Annotated in this window: 15 protein-coding genes, 1 pseudogene and 1 riboswitch; of the genes and pseudogenes, 5 read left to right on the top strand and 11 right to left on the bottom strand. The window is 66.1% G+C overall.

Annotation, left to right across the window (positions count from 1 at the left end; translation table 11 throughout):
- Positions 1 to 266 precede the first annotated feature (266 nt).
- A complete protein-coding gene (locus ACCQ07_RS20410) occupies positions 267 to 3,719 on the top strand; it encodes a NahK/ErcS family hybrid sensor histidine kinase/response regulator (RefSeq protein WP_372363618.1) in 3,453 nt (1,150 codons plus the stop codon).
- Between the two features lie 96 nt (positions 3,720 to 3,815).
- On the opposite strand, the gene ACCQ07_RS20405 is transcribed toward ACCQ07_RS20410, so the two are convergent.
- Both ACCQ07_RS20405 and ACCQ07_RS20400 read right to left on the bottom strand, forming a co-directional pair.
- Positions 3,816 to 4,400, bottom strand: a complete 585-nt coding sequence (locus ACCQ07_RS20405) for a manganese efflux pump MntP (protein ID WP_008571731.1) — start codon at positions 4,398 to 4,400, stop codon at positions 3,816 to 3,818.
- A gap of 12 nt (positions 4,401 to 4,412) precedes the next feature.
- A riboswitch (yybP-ykoY riboswitch) is annotated at positions 4,413 to 4,573 on the bottom strand.
- Between the two features lie 265 nt (positions 4,574 to 4,838).
- Positions 4,839 to 5,588, bottom strand: coding sequence for an IclR family transcriptional regulator (locus tag ACCQ07_RS20400; protein WP_218490343.1), 750 nt, complete (start codon positions 5,586 to 5,588; stop codon positions 4,839 to 4,841).
- A gap of 180 nt (positions 5,589 to 5,768) precedes the next feature.
- Between ACCQ07_RS20400 and fucP the strand changes: the two genes are divergently transcribed.
- Positions 5,769 to 7,070: an L-fucose:H+ symporter permease gene (gene fucP / locus ACCQ07_RS20395; RefSeq protein ID WP_218533370.1), complete on the top strand. Its 1,302-nt coding sequence runs from the start codon at positions 5,769 to 5,771 to the stop codon at positions 7,068 to 7,070.
- Between the two features lie 2 nt (positions 7,071 to 7,072).
- Positions 7,073 to 7,432: an L-fucose mutarotase gene (locus tag ACCQ07_RS20390; RefSeq protein WP_008571727.1), complete on the top strand. Its 360-nt coding sequence runs from the start codon at positions 7,073 to 7,075 to the stop codon at positions 7,430 to 7,432.
- Between the two features lie 225 nt (positions 7,433 to 7,657).
- Here the strand turns inward: ACCQ07_RS20390 and ACCQ07_RS20385 are convergent, their stop codons facing one another.
- The 6 genes and pseudogenes from ACCQ07_RS20385 to ACCQ07_RS20360 all read right to left on the bottom strand — a co-directional run bounded on the left by ACCQ07_RS20385 (position 7,658) and on the right by ACCQ07_RS20360 (position 13,497).
- Positions 7,658 to 8,980 (bottom strand): L-fuconate dehydratase, encoded by a 1,323-nt coding sequence (locus ACCQ07_RS20385; protein WP_372363617.1) that lies wholly within the window; start codon positions 8,978 to 8,980, stop codon positions 7,658 to 7,660.
- Between the two features lie 609 nt (positions 8,981 to 9,589).
- Positions 9,590 to 10,447: a fumarylacetoacetate hydrolase family protein gene (locus ACCQ07_RS20380; protein WP_008576006.1), complete on the bottom strand. Its 858-nt coding sequence runs from the start codon at positions 10,445 to 10,447 to the stop codon at positions 9,590 to 9,592.
- Between the two features lie 169 nt (positions 10,448 to 10,616).
- Complete coding sequence (locus ACCQ07_RS20375) at positions 10,617 to 11,387, bottom strand: SDR family oxidoreductase (protein ID WP_008576004.1); 771 nt, start codon at positions 11,385 to 11,387, stop codon at positions 10,617 to 10,619.
- Entirely contained in the window at positions 11,384 to 12,256 is an 873-nt protein-coding gene (locus tag ACCQ07_RS20370) for an amidohydrolase family protein (RefSeq protein WP_372363616.1), read from the bottom strand. The genes ACCQ07_RS20375 and ACCQ07_RS20370 overlap by 4 nt, the downstream gene beginning before the upstream one ends.
- Positions 12,253 to 13,263 (bottom strand): aldo/keto reductase, encoded by a 1,011-nt coding sequence (locus tag ACCQ07_RS20365; RefSeq protein ID WP_008576000.1) that lies wholly within the window; start codon positions 13,261 to 13,263, stop codon positions 12,253 to 12,255. The genes ACCQ07_RS20370 and ACCQ07_RS20365 overlap by 4 nt, the downstream gene beginning before the upstream one ends.
- Positions 13,260 to 13,497 (bottom strand): annotated as a pseudogene (locus ACCQ07_RS20360) (hypothetical protein). Before ACCQ07_RS20360 ends, ACCQ07_RS20365 begins: the two are co-directional and overlap by 4 nt.
- Positions 13,498 to 13,569: 72 nt before the next feature.
- Here ACCQ07_RS20360 and ACCQ07_RS20355 point away from each other — a divergent pair.
- Positions 13,570 to 15,192 (top strand): family 43 glycosylhydrolase, encoded by a 1,623-nt coding sequence (locus ACCQ07_RS20355; protein ID WP_011349044.1) that lies wholly within the window; start codon positions 13,570 to 13,572, stop codon positions 15,190 to 15,192.
- A gap of 208 nt (positions 15,193 to 15,400) precedes the next feature.
- Here the strand turns inward: ACCQ07_RS20355 and ACCQ07_RS20350 are convergent, their stop codons facing one another.
- The 3 genes from ACCQ07_RS20350 to ACCQ07_RS20340 form a co-directional block, all read right to left on the bottom strand.
- Entirely contained in the window at positions 15,401 to 15,604 is a 204-nt protein-coding gene (locus ACCQ07_RS20350) for a hypothetical protein (protein WP_005922076.1), read from the bottom strand.
- 3 nt (positions 15,605 to 15,607) lie between these two features.
- Entirely contained in the window at positions 15,608 to 16,171 is a 564-nt protein-coding gene (locus ACCQ07_RS20345; RefSeq protein WP_014091440.1) for a peroxiredoxin family protein, read from the bottom strand.
- 70 nt (positions 16,172 to 16,241) lie between these two features.
- Positions 16,242 to 16,514 carry a hypothetical protein gene (locus ACCQ07_RS20340; RefSeq protein WP_155767301.1) on the bottom strand — a complete coding sequence of 91 codons (273 nt, stop codon included), beginning with the start codon at positions 16,512 to 16,514 and terminating at the stop codon, positions 16,242 to 16,244.
- A gap of 210 nt (positions 16,515 to 16,724) precedes the next feature.
- Here ACCQ07_RS20340 and ACCQ07_RS20335 point away from each other — a divergent pair, with 210 nt between their 5' ends.
- A complete protein-coding gene (locus ACCQ07_RS20335; protein WP_372164664.1) occupies positions 16,725 to 17,633 on the top strand; it encodes a DUF4424 domain-containing protein in 909 nt (302 codons plus the stop codon).
- Positions 17,634 to 17,873: the final 240 nt, after the last annotated feature.

Genomic DNA, 17,873 nt, shown 5'->3' with positions numbered 1-17,873 from the left:
TGGCCACGGGCGCCGCGCCGGTGGCCGCACACCAACCGCAGATATGCCCCCAGTCCGCGCGGGCATGTTTGCGCAATCTGCGATGCCTATGCCCGGCAAGGCGGGGCGCAGTGCAGGCCACCAAGGCCTTGCGCAGCCCGGCAGGACGCAACGCGCATGCCGATGCACCCACACCGCAGAGCCGCCCGGCCCGGATGCCGCGCCTGCAACGCCGATGGGCGCGACTGCGTAAACTCCACCGCTGGCGCTGCGCCACGTCGGAGGACATGTTGGTCTCGAGCTGGATCCTGCTGCTGGTGTCCCTGGGTTACGCAGCCCTGCTGTTCGGGGTGGCGTGGTGGGGCGACCGCCGCCCGCTGTATCCGGAGCGGCCGTGGCTGCGGCCGGCGGTCTACAGCCTGGCGCTGGCGGTGTATTGCTCGTCGTGGACCTTTTACGGCGCGGTTGGCTCGGCGGTGCGCAATGGCATCGGCTACCTGCCGATCTATCTGGGCCCGCTGCTGTTGCTGCTGTTCGGCTGGCGCATCATCGAGCGCTTGGCGCTGATCGCGCGCGCCGAAAATACCGTGTCCATCGCCGATTTCATCTCCTCGCGCTACGGCCGTTCGCGCCGGCTGGCCGCGTTGGTGGCGGTGATCGCACTGATCGGCATCGTTCCGTACCTGGCGCTGCAATACAAAGCGGTGGCGATGAGCCTGGAAGTGCTGACCGGGCATAGCAGCGCCGGGCGCGGCATCTTCGCCGACCCGGCGTTGTATGTGGCATTGCTGATGGCCTTGTTCGCCACCTTGTTCGGCACCCGCCAGGTCGACGCCACCGAACACCACCGCGGCATGATGCTGGCGATCGCGCTGGAGTCGGTGATCAAGCTGGTCGCCATCGTGGCGGTGGGGCTGTTCGCGTGGCTATGGTTGAGCGAGCACCAACTGCATATCGCCGATTCGGCGCGCACGCTGTTCGAGCACACGCCGTCGGTGGGCTTCATTTCGCAGACGCTGCTGAGTTTTCTGGCCGTGATCTGCCTGCCGCGCCAGTTCCATGTGGCGGTGGTCGAATGCAGCGACGTTGGCGATATCCGCCGTGCGCGTTGGTTCTTCGGCGCCTATCTGGTGATCATCTCGGCGATGGTGGTGCCGATCGCCTCGGCAGGCATCGCATTGTTCGGCAAGGGCAGTGCGGTGGTCGACGATGCGGTGGTGCTGGCCCTGCCACTGAGCCAGGGCAACACGGTGCTGGCGCTGGTGGCGTATGTGGGCGGTTTCTCGGCGGCCACCGGCATGGTGATCGTGGCCAGCATCGCGCTGGCCACCATGGTCAGCAACGACCTGGTGATGCCGGTGCTGCTGCGTCGCCGCGGCAGCGCCGATGCGCGCGCGGCGGTGGCCTCGCGCGTGTTGTGGATCCGACGTGTTGCCATCTTGCTGCTGGCGCTCATTGCCTATGGGTATCACCGCAGCGTGGCCAACGACACCACGCTGGCTGCGTACGGGTTGATGGCATTTGCCGCGGTGGCGCAGTTTGCGCCCGGTGTGATCGGCGGGCTGTATTGGCGCGGTGCCAGCCGCAAGGGCGTGGAGACCGGCATGGCGCTCGGCTTCATGACCTGGATCTACACGCTGCTGCTGCCGGCGGCCACGCGCGCCGGCTGGCTGCAGACCGACTGGCTGGTGGACGGGCCGTTCGGTATCGCCTGGCTGCAGCCGCAGCAGCTGTTCGGCATGCGCGGCTGGGACCCGTTGGCGCATGGCACGTTCTGGTCGCTGCTGATCAACGTGGGCGCGATGATGCTCGTCTCTGCGCGCTGGCGTCCCGGCGTGGACGAACGGTTGCGTGCAGCGCCGTTCCTGGACCCGTACGCGCAGCGCCCGGCGGTGGCCGGCGACTGGCCGGGGCATGTGCGCGTGGCCGATCTGCAGGCGCTGGCCGAGCGTGTGGTGGGCGAGCGGCACGCGCATCGCGCTTTCGTCGACCAGGCGGTGCTGCTGGAACGCGAGCTGCAGCCCACCGTGGTGGCCGACCGCGCCTGGGTACAGTTCACCGAACGCCTGCTCGCGGCCTCCATCGGCGCCGCCTCCGCGCGCCTGGTGCTGACCAGCCTGTTGCGCGGTTCGGGCATGGAACTGGGCGAAGTGGTGGCAGTGCTGGACGAAGCCGGCCAGGAGCTGCGCTTCAATCGCGAGATCTTGTCCACCACGCTGGAAAACATCAGCGCCGCGGTCAGCGTGGTCGACCCGGACATGCGCCTGACCGCCTGGAACCGGCGTTATCAGCAGTTGTTCGGCTATCCCGATGGCATGTTGTATGTGGGCCGGCCGGTGGCCGATCTGATCCGCTACAACGCCGAGCGCGGCGAACTGGGCGAGGGCGATATCGAAGACCAGATCGACCGGCGTATCCGGCATATGCGCGCCGGCTCGCCGCATGTGTTCGAACGCACCCGCAGCGACGGCAAGGTGATCGAGATGCGTGGCCAGGCGCTGCCGGGCGGTGGCTACGTCACCAGCTACAACGACATCACCGACTACAAGCGCGCCGAACGCGCGTTGCTGGACGCCAACGAAAACCTGGAACAACGCGTGGCCGATCGTTCGCGCGAAGCCGAGCTGGCGCAACAATCCAAGACCCGCTTTCTGGCGGCCATCAGCCATGACGTGTTGCAGCCGCTCAACGCCGCGCGCCTGTTCGCCTCGGCCTTGCGCGAGAGCCATCAGAACAACGAAGAGCAGCGGCATCTGGCCGAACGCGTGGATGCCTCGCTGCGTGCGGCCGAAGAATTGCTCGACGGCTTGCTCGACGTCTCGCGCCTGGATGCCGGTGGATTGCGTCCCACGGTCGAGGATTTCGACGCCAGCGCGCTGATGCACGAGCTGGCCGCGCAATACGCGCCGGTGGCGGCCAGCCGTGGTCTTCAGCTACAGGTGCATGTGCGCCCGATCTGGGTGCGCAGCGACCGCCGCCTGCTGCGCCGGGTGATGCAGAACTTCCTGGCCAATGCGCTGCGCTACACGCGCCAGGGCCGCATCGTGCTGGGCATGCGCGGGCGTGGGCAGCAGGTGGAGCTGCAGGTGTGGGACAGCGGCCCTGGCATTCCCGAGCACCACATGCGGCAGATCTTCGAAGAATTCCGCCGCTATCAGCAGCCCTTCGATTGGGGCGAGCAGGGTCTGGGCTTGGGTCTGTCGATTTGCCAACGCATCTCGCGCCTGCTCGACCACGACCTGAGCGCGCGTAGCCAGGTCGGCCGAGGCAGCATGTTCTCGATCCTGTTGCCGCGTGTGGCGCCGGTTCCGGTGGCACCGCTGTTGCCGGTGACGGCCGCACGTGCATCGCCCAGTGGCGATTCGCTGGCCGGCCTGCGCGTGCTGTGCGTGGATAACGACCGCGAAATTCTCGATGGCATGCGCGCGCTGCTCGGTCGCTGGCAGGTGGAGGTGATCACCGCCAGCACCGTGGACCAGGCACTGGAACGTGCGCGCGAACAGCCGGACCTGATGCTGGTGGATTACCACCTGCACGACCGCATGGATGGCCTGGACACGCTCGATGCCGTGCAAGCCGCCGCACCGGCGCCGATCGCCGGCGCCCTGCTCACGGCCGACGGCCGCGACGAACTCAAGCAGCTTGCGCGCGAACGCGGTTACCGGCTGCTGACCAAGCCGGTGAAACCGGCCTCGTTACGCGCGTTCCTGAGCGCCTACCACGATGCAAAGACACGCTGACAGGTGCGACTGCAGCGTAGCAGCGTGCCTGCGCGCGATTGGGCATTACCGATAACGCTCCGTCGCGCGCAGGCACGCTCCTACGAGGAGAGGTGCTTACGCCGCGCCGCTCAGGTGCTCGTAGAGAATCACGCTGCCGACGATCACCAGAATCAGTCCACCCAGCATTTCAGCGCGCTTGCCGATCAGATTGCCCAGCGCGCGGCCCAGCATCACTCCGGCAGTGACCATGCTGAAGGTGCACAGGCCCACCACCACCGCCACCACGCCGATATGCACATCAAGAAACGCTAGGCTGACGCCGACCGCCATCGCATCGATGCTGGTGGCAAAGCCGGTGGTGGCCAAGCCCAGCACGCCATGCCGTTTTGGCGTGTCGGAGGCTGCGTCTTCGGCATCATCCGGCCCGTCGCGCAGGCCGGCAACGATCATGTGCGTGCCCAATGCGCCCAGCAGCACGAAGGCGATCCAGTGATCGTAGGCAGACACATAACTGGATGCGGCACGGCCCAGCAGCCAGCCGATCACCGGAGTGATGGCTTCGATGCAGCCGAAGATCAGGCCGGCGCGTAGCGCATCGCGCCACTGCGGTTTGCGCATCGCCGCGCCCTTGCCGATCGCCGCGGCAAACGCATCGGTCGACATCGCAAAACCGATCAACACAATGGAAAAAGGAGACATCGACACTCTCGGGTTGGGCACGGTCACAACGGCATGCGCCCGCGCCAACCGTCGTCGTGCACGCATGCCGCTGGTCTCGCCAAACCGAACTGGTTGCCTGCACCACGGCGCACTGGCCGAGTATGTTGATGCAGGCGCTTTCGATGCACGAAAGCAGGCTACTCCCCAAGGGGCGCGCAGTGTACCAACGCATTGCCGCGTTCGGTGCGTTTGCACTGCACGCGAAGGTCGGTCTGATCTTTATAGCCGTGGCTATCCGGGCGCCATGCGTGCGGCCTGCCCGCTTCTTCGAGCTGCCCAACAAGTGTGTATTTCTTACATCGCAGGCATCGACGTGCGGCGCAGTGGCAGCACGGGCGATGCGGCATCGCGCAGGAGCCGGGCGCCTGGAAACGCGTATGGCAGGCGACGGCGCGCGTGCGCCGGGCGTGCAAGTGGCTAGTGCAGCGCGCTGGAAATCTCGGCGGTTGCCGCACACAGGGCCTGCAACGCCGCTTGCGGGCTCACCAGCGCAGGGCGCCGTTCGATGAAGGGCACCGTGAGCGTGTAGCTGGCGCTGCCGCGTTGCAGGATCGGTGCAGTCAGATCGATCACGCCCACCACTGCCTCGCTGGGCTGCATGGCATAGCCATCGCGGCGCGCCTGCGCGGCGGCGGCCAGGAACTGCGCGCGCTCGAATGGCACGTCGCTGGCTTCGAGCATGTCCAGCCAGCGCGCCTGCACCTCCGGCTGCTGGAAGGCGAACAGCACCAGCCCGGAGCTGGAATGCGTCAACGGGCGACGATGCCCCGGGCGCACCACCAGGCCCAGGTCGCTGGGCACGTCCATTTGCGCGATCACCACGATCTGGTCGCCGGACGGCGCCACCAGGTGGCAGGGCTGGGAGATCGCATCGGACAGCCGCCGCATCACCGGCAACGCGGCCTCGCTGATGCTCTGCACGTGCGGCTGCTGCATGCCGAGCATGAACAGCCGGTTGGTCAGCACGTAATCGCCTTCGCCATCGCGCGTGAGGTAGCCGCGCTCTTCCAGCACCTGCAGCATGCGAAAGATCTCCCCGCGCGAGCGCCCGATACCCTGCGAGATCGCGCCCATGCTCATCGGCTGCGCCTGGCGGGCGAGCAATTCCAGGATGTCCAGCCCCTTGTCCAGGGCGGGTGCGCGGTACTTGGCGGGTTCGGTGCTCATCCGTTTGCGGGTCCAGGCAAGGTGCGGCGCGCCAGGGTACAGGCATCGCAGGCACGGCGGCGGTGGAGGTCTCTTCGTGCAAATATAAACAAAGATTTTATATTTGCATGGCGCTGGTCTGCGCAGTACGCTCGCCCGATTGCAACGCAAGCGCCACAGCCTTGGGAGGGGAACGGTCGCATGCATCACAGTGACATTGCCGCGTCGCCGCGCGGCAACCTGGCGCGCACCGCCATGGTTCCCCTGTTGTTGATCGTCAGCCTGTTCTTTCTATGGGGCATGGCCAACAACCTCAACGACATCCTGATCAAGCAGTTCAAGAAGGCGTTCGAGCTGACCGACCTGCAGGCCGGGCTGGTGCAGAGCGCGTTCTACATGGGCTATTTCGTGTTTGCGATGCCGGCGGCGATGTTCATGCGCCGCTACAGCTACAAGGCCGCGGTGGTGCTGGGCCTGCTGCTGTACGCCTGCGGTGCGTTCCTGTTCTATCCGGCCGCGCAGGTGCACACCTACTGGCTGTTCCTGCTGGCGCTGTTCGTGATCGCCAGCGGCCTGGCGTTCCTGGAAACCACGGCCAACCCGCTGGTGACCGTCCTTGGTCCGGCCGATGGCGCGGCGCGACGCCTGAACCTTGCGCAGGCGTTCAACCCGCTGGGCTCGATTACCGGCGTGCTGGTCGGCCAGCACTTCATCTTCTCCGGCGTGGAGCACACCCCGGCCGAACTGGCAGCGATGGCGCCGGCCGCGCGCGAGGCGTTCTTCGCCACCGAATCGGCGGCCGTGCAGATGCCCTACCTGATCATCGGTGCGGTGGTGGTGCTGTGGGCGATCCTGATCGCGCTGGTGCGTTTTCCCAGCGGCGCGCCGGAGGCAGACACCGGCGTTGCGCCCAGGCGCGCACGCTTCGGCGAACTGCTGCGTAACCGCTTGTTCGTGTTTGCGGTGGTGGCGCAGTTCTTTTACGTGGGCGCGCAGGTCGGCATCTGGAGTTATCTGATCCGCTATCTGCAGGACGCAGTGCCTGGCACGCCGGAGAAAACCGCTGCGACCTATCTGACCATCTCGCTGGTGCTGTTCATGGCCGGCCGCTTCATCGGCACTGCGCTGTTGCGTTACCTGGCGCCTGCGAAGCTGTTGGCAAGTTTTGCCGTGATCAATCTGGTCTTGTGCGCGGTGGCCATCGCGCTACCCGGCTGGACCGGGCTGTACGCGCTGGTGGCGGCCAGCGTGTTCATGTCGGTGATGTTCCCGACCATTTTTGCGCTGGGCCTGGACGGCATGCACGACGATGCCCGCAAGCTGGGCTCGTCCATGCTGGTGATGTCCATCATCGGCGGTGCCTTGCTTACGGCGGCGATGGGCGCGGTATCGGATATGGCCGGCATCCACTGGGCGATGGTGGTGCCGGGTGCGTGCTTTGCGGTGATTTTGTCGTTCGCGTTGCGCGCACGTCGCGCGGCGCCCGTCGTTGCAGGAGCCTGAGCATGCCGCGTCTTTGTTATGTGCTGGATCTACACGACGATGCAGCGCTGATCGCCGAGTACGAGCGCTGGCATCAGCCCACCGAGGTGTGGCCGGAGGTAGTGGCCTCGCTGCAGCAGGCCGGCATTCTGGAATTGGAGATCTTTCGCAGCGGCGACCGGCTGGTGATGCTGATGGAGGTCAGCGAGGACTACGACCCGGCCGCCAAAGCCGCGCGCGATGCCGCCGACCCGCGCATCCAGGCGTGGGAGCAGTTGATGTGGCGGTTTCAGAAACCGCTGCCCGGCAGTGCTCCAGGCGAGAAATGGCGGCAGGCCGGGCGGATCTTCGCACTGGGCGAGGCGATCCACGCGCAGCGCTAAGAGCGCCCTCATCCGCCCTGCGGGCACCTTCTCCCGCAGGCGGGAGAAGGGCATGCTCCGCGTTGATCCAGGCGTGGCAGGTTTAGGCAGCCAGCCGTTGGCTGTTCTGCATGGCCGAAAGTTCAGGCCGAGATGTGTCAATCCGAATTGCCGAGCGGTCCCGTACCGTTTCCTTCACCCGCGCGCGGGAGAAGGTGCCCGAAGGGCGGATGAAGGAACGCGGGCTCAGGTCTTCGCGCTGGCCGCCAGATCCTCCACCCAGAACCGTCCACCCGGATAGCTGAACTCCGCGATCGAGGCGGCGTGCATTTCCGCGGAGAAACCAGCCGCTTCCGGGGCCAGATAGCGGCCGTGGCGAATGCGCACCGGGTCCAGGAAGTGTTGGTGCAGGTGGTCGACGAATTCGATCGCGCGGTCTTCCATCTTGCCGGTGATGGCCACGAAATCGGCCATGGCCAGATGCTGCACCAACTCGCACAGACCGACACCGCCGGCATGCGGGAAGACGCGCACGTTGAACTTGGCGGCCAGCAGCAGGATGGCAAGGTTCTCGTTGACCCCGCCCACGCGCGCGGCATCGATCTGGATCAGATCCACCGCGCCGGCCTGCAACAGTTGCTTGAACACCACGCGGTTCTGCGTGTGCTCGCCCGTGGAAACCGGCACCGGCGCGATGCCCTGGCGGATGGCGGCATGGCCGAGCACGTCGTCCGGGCTGGTGGGTTCTTCGATCCAGGCAATGTCGAATTCGGCCAGCTGGCGCATCCAGTCGATCGCCGGGCCCACGTCCCAGCGCTGATTGGCATCGACCGCCATGGCGATATCCGGGCCGATCGCTTCGCGCGCCAGGCGGCAGCGACGGATGTCGTCGCGCACGTTGGCGCCAACCTTGAGCTTGATGGTGCGGAAGCCGTCGGCCACCGCTTCCTTGGCCAGCCGCACCAGCTTCTCGTCCGAGTAGCCGAGCCAGCCGGGCGAGGTGGTGTAGGCGGGGTAGCCTTGCTCGATCAGCTGCGCGATGCGCTGCGCGCGCTTCGGCTGCGCAGCGCGCAGGATGGCCAGCGCTTCGTCGCGGGTGAGCGCGTCGGTGAGGTAGCGGAAGTCGATGGTGTCGACCAACTGCTCGGGCGTGAGTTCGGCGATGAAGCGCCACAGCGGCTTTTTTGCCGCGCGTGCGGCCAGGTCCCAGGCGGCGTTGATCACCGCGCCGATGGCCATGTGCATCACGCCCTTTTCCGGGCCCAGCCAGCGCAGCTGCGAGTCGTTGGTGAGCCGGCGCGCGAATGCGCCCAGATCGGCGATGACCTCGTCGACCGACAGGCCAACCACATGCTCGGCCAGGGCCGCCACCGCGGCGGTCTGCACGTCGTTGCCGCGGCCGATGGTGAACACCAGGCCGTAACCGGCCAGGTCATCGGCTGCATCGGTGCGCAGCACCACATAGGCGGCCGAGTAATCCGGATCCGGGTTCATCGCGTCCGACCCATCGAGCTCGCGCGAGGTGGGGAAGCGGACGTCATGGGTTTCGAGGGCGATGATGGTGCGCATGAAAGTCCTGGCGATGGATGGCGGGAAATGGAACGGATGGGAAAAAGTGGCTGGAAGAACTAAGTGACGAAGAAATACGTGAGCGGAGAAGTGCGTTTAAGCCCCTCTCCCACCTGGGAGAGGGGTTGGGGTGAGGGTACGAATGCGCAGCGCCAGGGATGTTGAGGCGCTGCAGTGACTCATGCGTTTGCAACGCAGCCCAATGAATTGATCGCACAACCAGCTGTGTATTGCCATCGAAGCGCTACACCGTTTTTGAAATGCAACGCGGCGGCAAACTCCGCAAGAGCAACGTGCTTGTGATGCGTCAGCATGAGCGTCTACATGTCAGACCAAACAACAGACGGCATGACATCGAATTGCGCGACTCCGTGGCTACGTACCCTCACCCCAACCCCCGCTCCGCGCCCCGGCCCGCGCCAGCAACGCGGGCGCTTCAAGGCACGCGCGCCAATGGCGCGCAAGCTGTGCCTTGGCGCCCCGATGGGAGAGGGGCTTTGCGTTGTCGTGCGATTCGAGTTGCGTGAGTCCTTCGGCTTTCGCGCAAGAAAAATTCTTAGGGGTGGTACGCAATGTAGTGCAGTGCTACCTCAATCCTTCTAGAGAACCTCAAGCCGCATCGCGCGGGTGCGCCACCACCGGCTGGCGCTGACGACCCAGGCCTTCGATCTCCAGCTCCATCACATCGCCGGGCTTGAGGTAGACCGGCGGCTTCTGGCCCAGGCCCACGCCCGGCGGCGTGCCGGTGCTGATCACATCGCCCGGCATCAGCGTCATGTAGCGGCTGATGTGGCTGACCAGTTCGGCCACGCCGAACACCATCGTGCGCGTGCTGCCGTTCTGGTAGCGGTGGCCGTTGACCTCCAGCCACATCGACAGGTTCTGCGGGTCGGCGATTTCGTCGCGGGTGACCAGCCACGGGCCGATCGGGCCGAAGGTGTCCGCGCTCTTGCCCTTGACCCACTGGCCGCCATGTTCGAGCTGGAACTCGCGCTCGGACAGGTCGTTGATCACTGCGTAGCCAGCCACATGATTCAGCGCTTGCTCCACCGATACATCGCGCGCCACATCGCCGATCACCACGCCCAGCTCCACTTCCCAATCGCTCTTCACCGAGCCGCGCGGGATGATCACCGTGTCATTGGGGCCGCACACCGCCGTGGTGGCTTTCATGAAAAGAATCGGCATCTTGGGCACTTCCATGCCCGATTCGGCGGCGTGGTCGGCATAGTTCAAGCCTACGCAGATGAACTTGCCGATGCGGCCCACGGCGGCGCCGTAACGCTGCTCGCCTTCGATCACCGGCAGCGCAGAGACATCCAGCGCGCGCAGCTTGTCCAATCCGGCGTTGGTGAGATGCTCGCCGGCCACGTCGTCGATCACACCGCTGAGGTCGCGGATGCGGCCTTCGCTGTCGATCAGGCCAGGGCGTTCGTGGCCTTCGGCGCCAATGCGTACGAGTTTCATGCGGTCTTCCTTTGCAGATGAGAAGGGGAGCGGCTAGCAAACCTAGCGCGCATGCATCGGGTGGGTAAGGACGGTGTGCGCATCCTGACGCAGACACATGCGACAGATCGCGTCACGCGATCGCTGCGCCTGCGTGTGTGGCGGGCGGCCGCATGCGTCGTTGCCGTGCTCAGTTGGACCAGCCGCCATCGATGATGTGGGTCTGGCCGGTGGTGAACGACGATTCGTCCGAAGCCAGGTACACCACCAGCTGCGCAATCTCGCGTGGGTCGCCCAGGCGGCCCATCGGTTGGCGGTCGGTGAAGCTCTTCCACACCGCCTGTTCGTCGCCGCCCAGGGCCTTGACGCGTTCGCCCAGCGACGGCGTCTTGATGGTGCCCGGGCAGATCGCGTTGCAACGCACGCCCTGCGCAACGTAGTCGGCCGCGATCGCCTTGCTCAGGCCGATCACCGCGGCCTTGGTCACGCCGTACACGAAGCGGTTGGGCACGCCCTTGATGCTGGAAGCCACCGAGGACATGTTGATGATGCTGCCGCGGCCGCGTTCGAGCATGCCCGGCAACACCGCCTTGCAGGTGTAGTACATCGCATCGACATTGATCGAGAACGAGCGGCGCCATGCCGGCTCGTCGCAGTCGAGAATGCTGCCCTGATGCACGAAGCCGGCGCAGTTGAACAGCACGTCGAACGGGCCGTGTGCGGCGATCAATGCGTTGATCGCGGCGGCGTCGGTGACGTCGAGCAGCTGGGTGGTGATGGCATCGGATTCGGCGGCCAGCGCCTGCAAGGCCGCGGCGTCGATGTCGGTGGCAATCACCTGTGCACCGGCGCGTGCACAGGCCAGCGCGCTTTCGCGCCCGATGCCGGCGCCGGCGGCGGTGATCAGGCAGCGCTTGCCCTGCAGGCGGGTGTTGGGTGTGGTGGAGATCGAGACAGTCATACCGATGAGGTTCCGTGGGTGGGGGCCGCCGGCCGTGGCAGACGATAGAACGTGCGTGCGTTGTCGCCGAAGATGGCTGCCGCGTGCTCGGCGGCATGCCGGGTGACGAGTTGCTGGGCGAGCGCGAACCAGTGCGCGTAGTCGGCGCGCAGGGTCAGCACCGGCCAGTCGCTGCCCCATAGCAGCCGCTGCGCGCCGAAGCGGGCGAACAGGTGCGCCACATACGGCTCCAGCGCGTCCACGCCCGCGCCGCGCGCGGCTTCGGTCAGCAGGCCGGAGAGTTTGCAATGCACAGTGGGATGCTGCGCCAGGGCCGCCATGCCGGCGGCCCAGGCAACGAACTCGCCGGCCGCAATCTGCGGCTTGCCGCCGTGATCGACCACCACGCGCAAGCCCGGATGGCGCTTCAAGCGCGCCTGCAGTGCCGGCACGTGCACGGCACGAATCAGCGCATCGAAGGCCAGATCGTGCGCCAGCAGTGCATCGAAGGCGGCATCCAGGGCGGGACTGGCCAGCCAGTGCACGTCGGTGATGTCCTGCACCATCGGGCGCAGCCCCTTGAGTACGCCGCCGCCGGCATGCACCAGTGCGCCGATGCGTGCAGGGGCATCGGGCGCAGCGAAGTCCACCCAACCCACCACGCCGGCAATGCGCGCATCGTCGCGGGCCAGCTCGAACAGGTAACAGGTCTCGGCTTCGGTGGCGGCCGCCTGCACCACCACCACGTGACCGACATTGGCCGCGTCCAGCGCAGCGCTGACGTCATCCGGGCCGAAGTCGCGGTACAGCGGTGCCAGCTCGGGCGTCAGCCAGTGGTAATCGCCACGGGCCAGGTGCCAGAAATGCAGGTGCGCGTCGACCCGGCTCATGGCGTGGGCAACTCCGCTGCGAGCAGGCCCTCATTGCGCAGGCGTTGCCACAGTGCCGATGGCACCGGAGCCGCAAGCCGCGTGGCAGCCGATCGCACTTCGGCCACGGTGCGCATGCCGGCCACCACCGTGGTCACCGCCGGGTGCGCCAGCGGGAACTGCAAGGCGGCCGCGCCGATATCCACCCCGAACGCCGCGCAGGCCGCGTACAGCCGCTGCGCATGCTGCAGCGTGGCGGTATCGACCGGGGCGTAGTTGTAGGTGGCGCCGGGGCCGCGTGCGTCGCTGAGCAGGCCGGAGCTGTACGGGCCGGCCGACAGGATCGCCACATCGCGTTGCTGCGCCTGCTGCAGCAACGCGCGCGCGCCGTGCTGTTCCAGCAGGGTGTAGCGGCCGGCCAGCATCACGCAGTCGAGCGGAAAACGCGGCAACACCTCCAGTGCCACGTCCTGCTCGTTGACGCCCAGCCCGATCGCCCCGCAGGCACCGGCCGCCTTGAGCTCCGCCATCGCCGGCAAGGCCTCCTCCAAGGCCTGGCGCAGCACGTTGGCGTGGTTGTCGCCGTGGGTCAGCGCGCCGATGTCGTGCAGCAGCAGCACGTCGATGTAGTCGGTGCCCAGGCGCTGCAGGCTGGAGTCGAACGCCCGGCGTACGCCGTCGGCGCTGTAGTCGAACTCGGCACGCCGCCCGGCCACCGCAAAACCGTCGCGCCCGGCAACGGCGTGGGCGTCGTCGTAGACGCAACGGCCAACCTTGGTCGACAGCGTGTAGTCCGCGCGCGGCACACCGGCCAGGCCACGACCCAGACGCGCTTCGCTCAGCCCGTAGCCGTAGTAGGGCGCGGTATCGAAATGGCGAATGCCGGCCTCGAACGCGCCTGCGACCGCTGCCAGTGCGTCTGCTTCGTCCACTTCCGTGTACAGGTTGCCGATCGGGGCGGCACCGAAGCCCAGTGCAGAAAGCTGCACGTCCGTGCCGCCCAGACGCTGCCGCGCCACGCCGCTCATGCGCGCCGCTCCGCGAGCAGGGCGCAGGTGCGGGGGCTTGAAGAATCCGTCGAGCAGAAGCTGAGCATTGCAACGTCCACCATCCGGCAGGTGCCGGACTGTTCGCATATGAATATGGCAATCATCAATGAACAGATCACGCTGCAGTGCAGCATTGCGGTGCCCGGGTCTGCACACCGTCGTGAGGCCGGCGGCGCTATGTCGGATTTCGCAACTGGCATGACCAGTTCCTATAACGCCCGGCCTGCGGTTGCGGCATGAAAGCCGGTGCGGCTAGATACCTGCCTTCTTCGACGAAGCTGACGCATGGCAGACACGACACGGCGGGACTTGTTCAAGGGACTGGCTGCCGGCGCACTGGTCGCACCGCTGGCGGCCGCGGCCCAGGCGTCGACGCCACAGTGCGCAGGCACCCCGCCGTGGGCGCGCGGTGTGGAGGGGCAGCGCAAGGCGGATCTGGGCAACGGCACCTATCTCAACCCCATCGTGGCCGGCGATCACCCCGACCCCACCATCCTCAAGGATGGCGACGACTACTACATGACGTTTTCGTCGTTCTTTTCCTACCCGGGCATCGTGCTGTGGCATTCCACCGATCTGGTCAACTGGACCCCGATCGGCCCGGCGTTGCATCAGGGGCTGGGCACGATCTGGGCGCTAGACCTGTGCAAGCACAACGGTCGCTACTACATCTACATCCCGGCCAATCCGGACGACACCGGCTGGTCGATCTTCGTGATCTGGGCCGACGACATCCGCGGGCGGTGGAGCGCACCGATCGACCTGAAGATCGCCGGCTGCATCGATCCCGGTCACGTGGTCGGCGAAGACGGCAAGCGCTATCTGTTCGTCAACGGCATCCGCAAGGTACGCCTGCGCGATGACGGCCTGGCCACCGACGGACAGCTGGAACCGGCCTACGCGCCGTGGCGCTATCCCGACCACTGGGTGGTGGAGAATTTCGCGCCCGAGGGCCCCAAGCTGACCTGGCACGATGGGTGGCTGTACCTGGTCACCGCCGTTGGCGGCACTGCCGGGCCGGTGACCGGGCACATGGTCATCGCCGCGCGTTCGCGCTCGGTGCATGGGCCGTGGGAACACTGCCCGCGCAACCCGCTGGTGCGCACCCAATCGGACCAGGAGCCGTGGTGGTCGCGTGGGCATGCCACGCTGGTGGAAGGGCCGCGCGGCGACTGGTGGATGGTCTATCACGGCTACGAAAACGGCTTTCGCACGCTGGGGCGGCAGACCTTGCTGGAGCCGATCGAGTGGACGGCCGACGGCTGGTTTCGCGCCACTGGCGGCGATCTGTCCAAACCATTACGCACACCGGCACGCGTGCCTGCCGCCGGCATGGCGCCGGCGACGGGGTTGGCGTTGTCCGACGATTTTTCCAGCGACAGGTTCGGCACCCAATGGAGCCTGCATGCGCCCAAGCCCGGCGAACAGGCGCGGGTGCGGCGCGCGAACAAGGCGCTGACGCTGGCCTGTGCGGGCAGCTCGCCGATCGACAGCACGCCACTGACCTGCGGCGTGCCCGATCGCGCCTACATGGCAGAGGTGACGCTGGAACTGGTCGGCAATGCCGAAGGCGGCATTGTGTTGTTCTATAACCACAAGGCCTTCGTCGGCATCGGCTTCACCGCCGACAGCATGAAGACCTACGAATATTCCGAAGAACTGGTCTGGGCGCGCGCACCCAACACGCATCGGCGCATTCGCGTGCGGCTGACCAACGATCACCAGGTCGTAGGGTTCGAGTATTCGGTCGATGAGGGCCGGCAATGGACGCGCCACCCCACCCGCATGGAAGTCTCCGGATTCCATCACAACGTGTTCGGCGGTTTTCTCAGCCTGCAGCTTGGCGTGTATGCCGCGCAGCAAGGCGAGGTGGTATTGCGCGATTTCCGCTATCGCGCGCTGAGCTGAGCGCGCATCATGCCACCCAGCGTGACAGTCAAACGGCGAGGCCCGGGGGGACCTCGCCGTCAGGCGTAACAGCAACCATCGAGGCCTTGCGCACAGCGTCAGCGGGATGCGGACGGCGCGAAGAATCGACATGGATACGCGGTACATGCCGATTCCGTACGCCGGCCTGTTCCATCTGGCAGCCACGCAGTCGCTCTATCGATCGCAGTTAACCGCAGCAGTAGCAGACGTTGCCCTGGCCCAGGTCGCCGCCGAATTCCGGACACTCGGCTTTGCAGGCCCATGCACTACACGATTCGACTTTCGGCTGTGCGTTATCGACCGCCATCACCTGGAAGGCACCGAAGCCAGTGCTGGCCAGAAAGGTCGCTGCCATCAACGCACTACGCAAGCTTACCCAACGCTTCTTCATGCATTACTCCTTCACCGTTGCAAAAGCCGCTGGCGCGTCCGTGCGGCGCAAGGCGGCAACGAGGTCCTGCACCCGCTCCGTGGTATCGAAAACGCCAAGATGCGAATGACGCACGCGCCCCTCCCCATCGATGGCCATCAGCAGCGGCACGTTGCGTGCGCGGAACAGCATCAACGCGCGACGATCGGTCAACGTGACCACCGGAAAATCGAAACCGTGCACATGTGCGTAGCGCGCAGCCTGCGCGGCATCGCAATGGCACACGCCCAGTAGCTGCGGCCGGCCGGGCAGGTTGGCCTGCAGCTCGCGCGCTGCCCGCAGCACGGTCGGTGCCGAGCGCTGGCAGTACGGGCAGGTGGTGGTGAAAAAGAACAGCACCTGCGCCGGCCCATGCGGCGCACCGAGCAGATGCCGTCGGCCATCGCCATCGGTCGCTTCGATACGCGGCACGTACATGCCGTCATACGGCGTGCTGATGCGCGTCTGCAGCCAGTGTTGCTGCACGCGTAGCTGCCGGTTCTGCCACGCCAGCACCGCAATCAATGCACAGGCCACCAGCAGGCCCATCCAGAGCCAGGGGAAACGTCGCGCCATGCCAGCTCCAAAGCGTCCTTGGTGCTCGAGCCTTGCCCAGGCATCAGCTCATGGTCAATGGTGATATCGACAACTGCGATGTCGCACGGTCTGCGGTTGTGGATGCGATCACGCCCCCGCGCTTGGGCTTGTCACTGACGCGTGGTGTCGCGATTGGCATTTGCGCAATCAGCGCGCCATGGAAGCGTGCATGCGGCATTGGCGTGGCAAGCGTAGGGAAGGCCGGATGACGGTGCGAGCGCACTGGCGCGTTCAAATCACCCAGCACGCTAAGCGGGCCCCACAGCAACGCCGCCACCAAGGCGAGCGAGCGCATATGGACGGTCCAGGCGCGTCGCCTCGCGTGCAGGCTGATCCGTAGGCCAGGCCAACGCCACCAGCAAGCACGACAGCACCACAAACACACCAGACCCTGCGCCATTGCCGCACGCGTTGCGCGACGCGCTGCCCACCATTCGGTCGAGCCCGCGCGTGGCATGCTGTGCGGCCCGGCGCGCGGGTACGCCGGCCTTTCAAGGATCACCTCATGCGCGCAATGGCGTTTTCCGTCTGGCTATGTGTGCTGGCACTGTGTGCCTGCAGTGCTGCACAGGCCAATGACAGCAGTTTCGGCGACGACAATGGCACCATCCGCCTGCTGCATCAGCCCGACATCAGCATGGACCGCGAAGCGCTGTTGCTCAGCGAAGAACGCGTGCAAGTGGACTATGTGTTCACCAACACCAGCGAGCGCGACCTGAGCGTGCCGGTGGCCTTCCCGATGCCGCCGATGTACTTCGGCATGGCCGACCATAATGCGCTGAGCGATTTCAAGCTCTGGGCCGACGGCAAACCGGTTGCCACCACGCGCAAGCTGGTGGTGCTGCTGGATGACGGCAGCGACATCTCCACCGCGTTCGCCGCCACCGGCTGGACCCAGGACGATGTTGCCGCGTTCACCGAATCGGCCACGCCGCCGACGGGGCGCAAGCCGCTGCCCGCGCGCTGGGTCGATGGCGATGGGCAACCGCGTTTCACGCTCAACGCCTACTTCGTCTGGCAGCAGAAATTTCCTGCCAAGGCAAGCGTGCAGATCCGCCACACCTATACACCCAGCCTGTCTACCGGCGTCCCGCAGCCCAGCAGCTATTTGCTGAAGGCGTATGCAAAAGACACCTGCATCGAACCGGCGACCAAGGTCAGCATGCAGCGTCGTGAGGGCAAGTACGGGTTGGGATGGGCCAACCTGCGCTACGTGCTCACGACCGGCAAGAACTGGAACGGCCCGATCAAGGACTTCCAGCTGACCATCCGCAAGCAGGCGGCCAGCGACATCCTGAGCCTGTGTTTCGACGGCGACCTGAAAAAGATCGACCCGCTGACCTTCCAGTTCAAGCAGGCCAACTTCGTGCCGATGCGCGATTTGAACGTGTTGTTCGTGCGCGCACCGGAATAAACCGGACAAGCAGCAGGGTAGCCGGGCGCGACGAAGCGTTCTGCAACGCTCACCACGATCGTATGCGCCAACGCGCATCGGTTGTCTTCTGTAAAGCGTTGCCGAGAACGCGCATCGTGCCCAGGTGCGCTTCTACGTTGGTGCCACGCTGCGTTGCATGGCACGTCCGTCGATTGCCCACCACCGATGACGGCCGAGGTGGCGGGAGCACGGGCACGAGCGCACCCGGACGCGACCAAG

Source organism: Xanthomonas sp. NCPPB 3583 (assembly GCF_041475715.2).
Lineage (GTDB): Bacteria > Pseudomonadota > Gammaproteobacteria > Xanthomonadales > Xanthomonadaceae > Xanthomonas > Xanthomonas euvesicatoria.
The sequence above is the reverse complement of the archived record's forward strand: the minus strand, read 5'-3'. Positions and strand labels throughout refer to the sequence as shown.

Coding starts and splice junctions, on each gene's coding strand:
- ACCQ07_RS20340 (WP_155767301.1), bottom strand. CDS start 16,514: ATGCGCTCGCTCGCCTTGGTGGCGGCGTTGCTGTGGGGCCCGCTTAGC.
- ACCQ07_RS20385 (WP_372363617.1), bottom strand. CDS start 8,980: ATGCGCACCATCATCGCCCTCGAAACCCATGACGTCCGCTTCCCCACC.
- ACCQ07_RS20365 (WP_008576000.1), bottom strand. CDS start 13,263: ATGAGCGGCGTGGCGCGGCAGCGTCTGGGCGGCACGGACGTGCAGCTT.
- ACCQ07_RS20345 (WP_014091440.1), bottom strand. CDS start 16,171: ATGGGCCTGCTGGTGGCCTGTGCATTGATTGCGGTGCTGGCGTGGCAG.
- ACCQ07_RS20370 (WP_372363616.1), bottom strand. CDS start 12,256: ATGAGCCGGGTCGACGCGCACCTGCATTTCTGGCACCTGGCCCGTGGC.
- fucP (WP_218533370.1), top strand. CDS start 5,769: ATGCATCACAGTGACATTGCCGCGTCGCCGCGCGGCAACCTGGCGCGC.
- ACCQ07_RS20380 (WP_008576006.1), bottom strand. CDS start 10,447: ATGAAACTCGTACGCATTGGCGCCGAAGGCCACGAACGCCCTGGCCTG.
- ACCQ07_RS20405 (WP_008571731.1), bottom strand. CDS start 4,400: ATGTCTCCTTTTTCCATTGTGTTGATCGGTTTTGCGATGTCGACCGAT.
- ACCQ07_RS20410 (WP_372363618.1), top strand. CDS start 267: ATGTTGGTCTCGAGCTGGATCCTGCTGCTGGTGTCCCTGGGTTACGCA.
- ACCQ07_RS20335 (WP_372164664.1), top strand. CDS start 16,725: ATGCGCGCAATGGCGTTTTCCGTCTGGCTATGTGTGCTGGCACTGTGT.
- ACCQ07_RS20400 (WP_218490343.1), bottom strand. CDS start 5,588: ATGAGCACCGAACCCGCCAAGTACCGCGCACCCGCCCTGGACAAGGGG.
- ACCQ07_RS20355 (WP_011349044.1), top strand. CDS start 13,570: ATGGCAGACACGACACGGCGGGACTTGTTCAAGGGACTGGCTGCCGGC.
- ACCQ07_RS20375 (WP_008576004.1), bottom strand. CDS start 11,387: ATGACTGTCTCGATCTCCACCACACCCAACACCCGCCTGCAGGGCAAG.
- ACCQ07_RS20390 (WP_008571727.1), top strand. CDS start 7,073: ATGCCGCGTCTTTGTTATGTGCTGGATCTACACGACGATGCAGCGCTG.
- ACCQ07_RS20350 (WP_005922076.1), bottom strand. CDS start 15,604: ATGAAGAAGCGTTGGGTAAGCTTGCGTAGTGCGTTGATGGCAGCGACC.